The organism is Anaeromyxobacter sp. SG64, from assembly GCF_022690745.1.
Classification (GTDB): Bacteria; Myxococcota; Myxococcia; order Myxococcales; family Anaeromyxobacteraceae; genus Anaeromyxobacter; species Anaeromyxobacter soli.
This window is the reverse complement of sequence record NZ_JALCZB010000190.1, coordinates 1-1742: the sequence shown is the minus strand read 5'-3', so window position 1 is coordinate 1742 and position 1742 is coordinate 1. Positions and strand designations below refer to the sequence as shown.

At 74.7% G+C, this 1742-nt stretch carries 2 protein-coding genes; one reads left to right on the top strand and one right to left on the bottom strand.

All coding sequences use genetic code 11. The annotated features are described in order from the left end of the window. Window positions 1-873 (bottom strand): 1-acyl-sn-glycerol-3-phosphate acyltransferase (locus MNZ29_RS23985; protein WP_242357105.1); only part of this gene is annotated, 873 nt, incomplete at its 3' end. A 210-nt stretch (window positions 874-1083) separates the two neighbouring features. Between MNZ29_RS23985 and MNZ29_RS23980 the strand changes: the two genes are divergently transcribed. After that, entirely contained in the window at window positions 1084-1614 is a 531-nt protein-coding gene (locus MNZ29_RS23980; protein ID WP_242340480.1) for a ferritin family protein, read from the top strand. The last annotated feature ends 128 nt before the right edge of the window (window positions 1615-1742 follow it).

Sequence of the window (1742 nt, the reverse complement as noted above, 5' to 3'; positions counted from 1 at the left end):
CTCGCGCGCAGCGCCGCGCGGCGGGGTGGGCGGCCCGGCGGCCTCCTCCGCCTCGGCGTGGCGCGCTCCGCGCACGAGCGCGACGAGCGAGGCGACCTGCGCGAGCGTCCGGTGCGCCGCGGCGTGGTCGAGGGTCTCCTGCACCGTGCGCTGCACCTCGCGCGCGACGGCGCTGCTGTACTCGGAGTCGACGAGGGCGTCGCGCCCGCGCGCGCCGACCTCGACGGGCGGGTGGAACACCACCTTCCACCGCGCCGGCAGCGGGAGGGCGAACACCGGCAGCCCGATGGAGGAGCCGATGAGCGGCTCGAGGAAGCGCACCGTCCAGGCCACCGGCAGGCTCTCCTCGCCCCCGAGGATCGCGACGGGGACGATGGGCGCGTCCAGGGCCGCGGCGACGCGGACGAACCCGCGGTTCCACGGCCGCATCCGGTAGGCCTCCCAGAAGGGCTTCGTGTTCCCCTCGACGCCCTCCGGGAACACGCCGACCGTGCGGATCTCCGGCGGGAGGCGCTCGGGCCGCCGGAAGGACGACGCCGGCAGCGCGCCGAGGCGCCGCAGGAACGGCCCGAGGACCGGCGCGGCCAGGGCCGCGTCGGCCGCGGCGAAGTACGGGCTCGCCTCGCGCCCGAGGACACGGCGCACCGCCAGCGCGAGGAAGAACGCGTCGAGCGCGAACCAGCCCGCGTGGTTGGGCGCGAGGACGAGCCGGCCGCTCCGCGGGAGGTGCTCCGCTCCCTCCACCTCGAACGAGAACCACCCGAGCCGGACGAGCCGCTCCATCAGGGGGACGAGCTTCCCGCCGACGAGCGCCTCGTCGATGGCCGGGGGCGCGGCCGGCTCGAGCGCCGAGGGGCGATGCGGCGTGGACATCCTGAGGGCCTGTGGGCCGGGCAAGCTCGGGAACCGCCTCGCCCGCACGTCCGGCTCCCGGGCGGGCCACGGCAACGCTGCGCTCCAGCCGCCGGGGCGAGAAGCCCCCACACGGAGACCCAGGGCGGTGCATCGCTCGGCGATGTGCAGCGTTAGGTCTGCTGGGCTCCCTCGACCCGCGCAGCGCAGGCGCCCACGCCTGGAGGAACCATGAACGACGCCGCGATCGACTTCGCCAAGCTGAACCTGCAGGACGCCCTCGATCTCGCGATCCTGATCGAGGAGGAGGCGCGCGATCGTTACCAGGAGTTCACCCGGATCGTGGGCGGCCGCTACGCCGGGGACGCCTCCGACATGTTCATGCTCATGGCCTCCTACGAGAAGCGCCACGGCACGGAGCTCGCCGAGCGGCGCCGCGCGAGGTTCGGCGACGCCCCGCGGCGCGTCTCGCGCGAGCAGCTCTACGACGTCGAGGCCCCCGACCCCGGCCAGCCGCGCGTGTTCATGTCCGCCCGCCAGGCGCTGGAGGTCGCGCTCTCGTCCGAGAAGAAGGCGTTCGACTTCTTCTCCTCCGCGCTGCCCTACGTGAAGGATCCAGACGTGCGGGCGCTCTTCGAGGAGCTGCGCGCCGAGGAGCAGAAGCACCAGACCCTCGTGCGGGACCGGCTCGAGAAGCTGCCGCCGGGTCCGGACGTGGAGGAGGAGGAGGCGGACGAGCCGGGCTCCGATCCCGGGAATTGACGGCCGGCCTGCGCGACGGCTGGCACCGTGGACCTTCGGGCCCTGGGGCGGAGGCCGCCTCCGGATCGTCTAAACGGCCGATTACGTTCGCGAACAGGCGAGCGAAGCGAGCCCGCCGGGGCGGCGCC